Annotated in this window: 7 protein-coding genes; 3 read left to right on the top strand and 4 right to left on the bottom strand. The window is 72.4% G+C overall.

The annotated features are described in order from the left end of the window. The 3 genes from MFF30_RS18185 to MFF30_RS18175 form a co-directional block, all read left to right on the top strand. Positions 1 to 845: methionine ABC transporter ATP-binding protein (locus MFF30_RS18185; RefSeq protein ID WP_238280888.1), on the top strand; the 845-nt coding region annotated here is incomplete at its 5' end. Continuing rightward, positions 835 to 1,500, top strand: a complete 666-nt coding sequence (locus tag MFF30_RS18180) for a methionine ABC transporter permease (protein ID WP_238280887.1) — start codon at positions 835 to 837, stop codon at positions 1,498 to 1,500. The genes MFF30_RS18185 and MFF30_RS18180, both read left to right, overlap by 11 nt. 45 nt (positions 1,501 to 1,545) lie before the next feature. After that, a complete protein-coding gene (locus MFF30_RS18175) occupies positions 1,546 to 2,340 on the top strand; it encodes a MetQ/NlpA family ABC transporter substrate-binding protein (protein WP_238280886.1) in 795 nt (264 codons plus the stop codon). Between the two features lie 10 nt (positions 2,341 to 2,350). On the opposite strand, the gene MFF30_RS18170 is transcribed toward MFF30_RS18175, so the two are convergent. The 4 genes from MFF30_RS18170 to MFF30_RS18155 all read right to left on the bottom strand — a co-directional run bounded on the left by MFF30_RS18170 (position 2,351) and on the right by MFF30_RS18155 (position 6,419). Beyond that, entirely contained in the window at positions 2,351 to 3,106 is a 756-nt protein-coding gene (locus tag MFF30_RS18170; protein ID WP_238280885.1) for an ABC transporter ATP-binding protein, read from the bottom strand. Between the two features lie 39 nt (positions 3,107 to 3,145). Beyond that, complete coding sequence (locus MFF30_RS18165; RefSeq protein WP_238280884.1) at positions 3,146 to 3,946, bottom strand: ABC transporter permease; 801 nt, start codon at positions 3,944 to 3,946, stop codon at positions 3,146 to 3,148. A gap of 68 nt (positions 3,947 to 4,014) precedes the next feature. Further along, positions 4,015 to 5,019, bottom strand: a complete 1,005-nt coding sequence (locus MFF30_RS18160; protein ID WP_238280883.1) for an aliphatic sulfonate ABC transporter substrate-binding protein — start codon at positions 5,017 to 5,019, stop codon at positions 4,015 to 4,017. Between the two features lie 35 nt (positions 5,020 to 5,054). After that, positions 5,055 to 6,419 carry an LLM class flavin-dependent oxidoreductase gene (locus MFF30_RS18155; RefSeq protein ID WP_238280882.1) on the bottom strand — a complete coding sequence of 455 codons (1,365 nt, stop codon included), beginning with the start codon at positions 6,417 to 6,419 and terminating at the stop codon, positions 5,055 to 5,057. Positions 6,420 to 6,425 lie beyond the last annotated feature (6 nt).

The following is a 6,425-nucleotide window of genomic DNA, read 5'->3' as shown; positions in this document are numbered from 1 at the left end:
GCGCGCCGGAGCTGCGCGCCCTGCGGGCCCGGGTCGGGATGATCTTCCAGCACTTCAACCTGCTCGCGTCGCGGGACGCCGCCGGCAACGTGGCGCTACCCCTGGAGATCGCCGGCTGGGCGCCGGCCGCGATCCGGGCGCGGGTCGCCGAGTTGCTCGATCTCGTGGGGCTCGCCGATCAGGCGGGGCGCTATCCCGCCGAGCTGTCGGGCGGGCAGAAGCAGCGCGTCGGCATCGCCCGGGCCCTGGCGACGCGACCGGACGTGCTGCTCTCCGACGAGGCGACCTCTGCCCTGGACCCCGAGACCACCCGGTCGATCCTGGCGCTCCTCGCGCGCATCAACCGGGAGCTCGGCCTCACCATCGTGCTCATCACCCACGAGATGTCGGTGATCCGCGCCGTGGTCGACCGCGTCGCGGTGATCGAGCACGGCGCCATCGTCGAGCAGGGCTCGGCCTTCGACGTCTTCACCCGGCCGCAGGCCGAGATCACGCGCTCCCTCCTCGCGGGAGAAATGGGCCATGAGCTGCCCCCGGCGCTGGCGGCGCGGATCGGCCCCGGCGCACGGCCGGGCGCGACCGTGGTGCTGCGCATCGCCTTCGAGGACGCGCCCGACGGCAGCGCGATCCTGGCGCGGCTCGCCCGAGACACCGGCATCGAGGCCGCGATCCTTGCCGGCACCGTGGACGAGATCGGCGGTCGTCCGTTCGGCTCCCTGGCGATCGGGCTGCCGCCGGCGCCCGACGTGACGGCACGCGCACAAACCTATCTCGCGCAGCACGGCATCGCGAGTCAGGTACTCGGATACCTGCCGCTGGCCCAGGAGGCGTCCCGTGTCGCCTGAACTGATCCGCCTCCTCGTCCAGGCCACCGGCGACACCCTCACGATGGTGGCGCTCGCCGCCTCCCTCGGCACCCTGTTCGGCCTGCCGTTGGGGGTCTTCCTGGCGACGAGCCGACGCGGCGAGCTCCTCGCCGCGCCGATCGCGAACACGGTGCTCGGCTTCGTCGTCAACGCAACCCGCTCGACGCCCTTCATCATCCTGGTGGTGGCGATCATCCCCTTCACCCGGCTCATCGCCGGCACTTCCATCGGGACCCTCGCCGCGACGGTACCGCTCACGGTGGCGGCGACGCCCTTCCTGGCGCGCCTGATCGAGGCGGCGATTCGGGAGGTCGATCCGGGCCTCGTGGAGGCGGCCCGCGCCTTCGGGGCGAGCCCGGGGCAGATCATCGCCAAGGTGCTAATCCCCGAGGCGCTGCCCGGCATCGTGTCGGGCCTGACCCTGGCGGTGGTCTCGCTCCTCGGCTTCTCCGCCATGGTCGGCGCCGTCGGCGGCGGCGGCCTCGGCGATCTCGGCATCCGCTACGGCTACCAGCGCTTTAGGCCCGAGATGATGCTGGCCGTGGTCGTCGTCCTCGTTGTCCTCGTCCAAGCGGTGCAGACCGTCGGCGAGAGCCTGGCGCGGCGCCTGAACCGGCGCATCCGGCAGGCCTAACGCGCCCCTTCGCACCCCTCCCGCCTCCAACCCGGACGATCCGCCATGCTGCGCGCCCTGACCCTCGCCGCCCTCCTCGCCGTGTCCGGCTCGGCTGTTCCCGCTCCAGTGTGGGCCGAACCCCTGACGCGGGTCCGCATCGGGGCGACCCCGGGGCCGCACGCGCAGATCCTCGAGGCGGTGAAGCCGATCGCGGCGAAGCGGGGGCTCGACCTCCAGATCATCGAGTTCTCCGACTACGTCGTACCGAACGAGGCCCTCTCGGCCGGCGAGATCGAGGCGAACTCGTTCCAGAACCAGCCCTTCCTCGACAACCAGAAGGCCGACCGGGGCTACCGGATCACCGGCGTCGGCCTCACGGTGAACTTCCCCCTCGGCATCTATTCGAAGCGGCACAGGAGCTTCGACGCGGTGCCGAACGGCGGCACCGTGGCGATCCAGAACGACCCGACCAATGGCGGGCGCTCGCTGCTGCTCCTGCAGGACAAGGGCGTGATCAAGCTGGCCCCCGGCACCGGGTTCAAGCCGACGGTGGCCGACATCGTCGAGAATCCGCGCAGGCTCCGCTTCATCGAGGTGGACGCGGCCCAGACGCCCCGCGCCCTCGACGACGTGGACGCCGCGGCGGTCAACACCAACTACGCGACGCCCGCCGGCCTCAAGCCTTCCGACGCGCTCCTGAAGGAGGAACCGAAAGGACCCTACGTGAACATGCTGGCGGTCCGCGAGGCCGACCAGGACAAGCCCTGGGTCAAGGCACTGGTGGAGAGCTACCGCACGCCCGAGACCAAGGCCTTCGTGGAGACGACCTTCGGCGGGGCGGTGCTCACGAGCTGGTAGGCCGCGCCGGTCAGGCGGTCTGCGCTACCGGACGCGGGGGCGCGGCGAGGGACTGGTCCAGCAGGGCCCGCAGGGTGCGCGCATTCCGATCCTGGGCCGCCGCGTCCCAGGAGCGAGGCGCATCGAGTGCGACCGTCTCGTGAATGCGGCCGGGATGGGGGCGCATGACCACGACCCGGTCCGCGAGGGACGCGGCCTCGGCGACGTCGTGGGTGACGAGGAGGATGGTCGGGCGGGTCTCTGCCCAGAGCGCCAGCAGGTGGCGGTGCAGGTCCTCGCGCGTGACGGCATCGAGGGCCGAGAAGGGCTCGTCGAGCAGGAGAACCCGGGGGTCGGCCACGAAGGCCCGGGCGATGGCGACGCGCTGCTGCTGGCCGCCGGAGAGCTCGCGCGGCCAGCGCCCCGCATGGTCGGCGAGACCGACGCGGTCGAGGGCGCGGGCCACCTGGGCCCGGCGCTCGGCCGCCGGCCGGTCGGCGAGGCCGAACCCGACATTCTCGGCGATGCTGAGCCAGGGCAGCAGGCGCGGCTCCTGGAAGACCAGGCCGAGGCCGGGATGCGGGCCGTCGATGGTGGCGCCGTCGAGCCGGATGGAACCCGCCGTCGCCACGTCGAGGCCGGCCACGAGGCGCAGGAGGGTGGTCTTCCCGCAGCCCGAGCCACCCACCACGGCGACGATCTCGCCGGGCGCGAGGGAGAGGGTCAGGCCGGAGAGCGCCCGCGTCCCGTCCGCGTAGGTCTTCGAGAGGTCCTGGATCGTCAGCATCGCCGTGTGTCCGAAGCCATGTCCGTGGTGGGGCCAGTCCTAAAGCACGCCGCGGCTGACATCCTGCCAGCGCAGGAGCGGACGGGTCGCCAGGACGAGGAGGCCGTCGGCGAGCTTGCCCAGACCTGCGAAGGCCAGGATGGCCGCCAGGATCTGGTCCGGCTTCCCGAATTGCTGGCCGTCCACCAGGAGGTAGCCGAGCCCCTCCGAGGCGCCCATCAGCTCGGCCGCCACCACGAACAGGAAGCCGAGCCCGAGGCCGGTGCGGAGCGCCACCAGGGTGCCGGGCAGAACCGCCGGCAGGAGGATGCGGCGGGCGAGCGCGAGGCGCGACAGGCGGAAGATGCGTCCGACCTCCACGAGCTTGCGATCCACCGACGCGATCGCGCCGGAGACCCCGACATAGACCGGGAAGAACACCCCGACGGCGATGAGCACGACCTTCGGCGTCTCGAGGATGCCGAGCCAGAGGATGAAGAGGGGCACCCAGGCGAGCGAGGGCACCGCCCGCAGGGCCTGAAGACTGGGATCGAGAAGGTGCCGGGCGAGCGGCAGCGTGCCGGTGAGGGCGCCGACGAGGATGCCAGCCCCGGCGCCGGCCACGAAGCCGAGGGCGACGCGCAGCAGCGTCGCCTGGACGTGCAGCCAGAGGTCCCCGGACTGGGCCAGCGCCAGCAGCGTCCCGAGGACCCGGCTCGGCGGCGGCAGCAGCCGCCCCTGGGCGAGGCCCGACCGGATGGCGAGCTCCCAGCCCAGGGCGAGGGCCAGGGGGATCAGGATGCCGAGGACGAGGCGCCCGCCCGTGCGACCGGCACCCCGTCGCCAGGATCGGTTCAGCACGACCGTTGCTGGAGCGGTGCCATCGTCTCCCGTGCCGGATGCGAGGAGCGGGGATGCGGTTGCCGCGCTCACCGCTCGGACCCGGCGGTGAACCGGGGGTCGATCAGCGCATCGACGGCCGCGGCCACGTCGGTCTCCGCTGGGATCACGCCGGCCTGCTGCAATGCGAGGCCCGCCGCCCGGATGCTCTCGGCCTGGACCCGGCCGATCTCGGGCCGGCTCAGATCGGTGCGGGCGAGCTGGCGGGCGATCACGGCTTCGGGCAGCTTGGTCGCGGCGACGAGCGCCCGCGTTACGGCCTCCGGGTTGGCGATCGCGTAGGTGCGCGCCTGCTCGTAAGCGGCGATGACGATCCGGACGAGGTCCGGATGGGCTTTGGCGAAATCCTCGCGCACGTCGAGGACGCCCCAGGTGTTGGCGGCCGGGTCTCGGAAGAACAGGCGGGTGCCGCCCTCGAGCTCGGAGGCCGCCATCATCGGGTCGAGGCCGGCCCAGGCGTCGACGTCGCCGCGCTCCAGGGCGGTGCGCCCGTCGGCATGCTGGAGCAGGACGAGCTTGGCGTCCTTCTCGGTGAGCCCGGCGCCCTGAAGCGCCCGGATGAGGAAGATGTGCGGATCGGTGCCCCGCGTCACCGCGATCCGCTTGCCCTTGAGGTCCGCGGGCGTCCGAATACCGCTGTCCTTCGTGGTCACCAGGGCTGTCCATTCCGGCTGCGAGTAGGCGTAGATCGCCTTGACCGGATTGCCGTTGATGCGCGCCAGCAGGGCGGCCGCCCCGGCCGAGGAGCCGAAGTCGATGGCCCCGCCGTTCAGGTATTCCAGCGCCTTGTTCGAGCCGAGCGACTGCGTCCAGCGCACGGCGATGCCCCGCGCCTTCAGGGCGGATTCGAGGAAGCCCTTCTCCTTCAGGACGAGGCTGACCGGGTTGTAGGTCGCCCAGTCGAGACGAACCTCCGTCACCTCGGCGGCCTCGCTTCGCCGGGCCGTGCCCAGCGGCAGCAGGGCCGCGCAGGCGAGGGCGAGGAGGGTGCGGCGGGTGGGAGAGGCGCGGCGGCGCTGCCGGCGGATCGTCATGGCTTCAGGGTCCTGGTGCGGGAAGGAGGGACGGGTCATGGGGCGGCCGGCGCCCGGATCGCGGCGGCGGGGTGGCGATGGGGCGGCCGCGGCAAGCCGAGGTTTTCGCGCAGGGTGCGGCCCTCGTAGTCCCTGCGGAACAGGCCGCGGCGCTGGAGCTCGGGGATCACCAGGGTGGCGAAGTCGTCGAGGCCGCCGGGCAGGGTCGGCGGCATGATGTTGAAGCCGTCCGCCCCGTGGGCCTCGAAGCGCTCCTGAAGCGCGTCGGCGATCCGGCTCGGCGTGCCGACCAGGGTCCAGTGCCCGCGGGCGCCGGCGATGCGCAGATAGAGCTCGCGGATGGTCAGCTTCTCGCGCCGGGCCAGAGTCAGCATCAGGGCCTGCCGGCTCTTGCCGCCCTCGGTCTCAGGCAGGTCAGGCACCAGGGCGTCGTCCGGATAGGCCGACAGGTCGGCGCCGGCGAGTTGTTCGAGGAGCGAGCGGCCGACCACGGGGTGGATCAGGTCCTGCAATTCCCCGTAGCGGTCCTGGGCCTCGCTCTCCGTGCGTCCGACGACCGGGAAGGCGCCGGGCATGATCTTGAGGTGATCCGGGTCACGCCCGAAGCCGGCCATGCGGCCCTTCACGTCGGCGTAGAAGGCTGTCGCGTCCTCCAGGCTCGTCTGGGCCGTGAAGACGATCTCGGCGGTGCGGGCGGCCAGCGCCTTGCCGGCTTCGGAGGAGCCGGCCTGCACCACAACCGGGTGGCCCTGCGGCGGGCGCGGCACGTTGAGGGGACCGCGCACCGAGAAGTGCGCACCCTCGTGGGCGAGGAGATGCAGCCGGTCCGGGTCGAAGAACCGGCCCGACTCCCGGTCGCGCACGAAGGCGTCGTCCGCGTAGGAATCCCACAGGCCCCGGACCACGTCGACGAACTCCTCCGCCCGGGTGTAGCGGTGGGCATGGGCGAGGTGGCTCTCGCGGCTGAAGTTCCAGGCTTCGCGGGGGTCGGCGGAGGTCACGAGGTTCCAGCCGGCCCGACCCTCACTGAGGTGATCGAGGGAGGCGAACTTGCGGGCGACGTGGAAGGGCTCATTGTAGGTGGTGGAGGCCGTGGCCACGAGGCCGATCCGCTCGGTCACCGCCGCGAGGTGGGAGAGCAGGGTCAGGGGCTCGAACTGCCCGACATAGCGGATCGCCGTGCGGCTGAGGGCGTCGATGTCCTCGCCCCGGACCGCGACGCCATCGGCGAGGAAGATCAGGTCGAACTTCGCCGCCTCCGCCGTCCTGGCGATCCGCCGGTAGTGGGCGGCGTTGACGCCGGCATCGGCCTGGGCGGACGGGTGGCGCCAAGCCGCGACGTGGTGTCCGCCGGGATAAAGGAAGGCGCCGAGGCGCATGCGGTCGGAGCGGGCCGGCATCGCGGG

The organism is Methylobacterium goesingense, assembly GCF_022179225.1.
Taxonomy (GTDB): domain Bacteria; phylum Pseudomonadota; class Alphaproteobacteria; order Rhizobiales; family Beijerinckiaceae; genus Methylobacterium; species Methylobacterium goesingense.
The sequence above is the reverse complement of the archived record's forward strand: the minus strand, read 5'-3'. Positions and strand labels throughout refer to the sequence as shown.

Excerpts from the sequence above, each read along its gene's own strand:
- MFF30_RS18175 (WP_238280886.1), top strand. The coding sequence starts at position 1,546 with ATGCTGCGCGCCCTGACCCTCGCCGCCCTCCTCGCCGTGTCCGGCTCG.
- MFF30_RS18170 (WP_238280885.1), bottom strand. The coding sequence starts at position 3,106 with ATGCTGACGATCCAGGACCTCTCGAAGACCTACGCGGACGGGACGCGG.
- MFF30_RS18160 (WP_238280883.1), bottom strand. The coding sequence starts at position 5,019 with ATGACGATCCGCCGGCAGCGCCGCCGCGCCTCTCCCACCCGCCGCACC.
- MFF30_RS18155 (WP_238280882.1), bottom strand. The coding sequence starts at position 6,419 with ATGCCGGCCCGCTCCGACCGCATGCGCCTCGGCGCCTTCCTTTATCCC.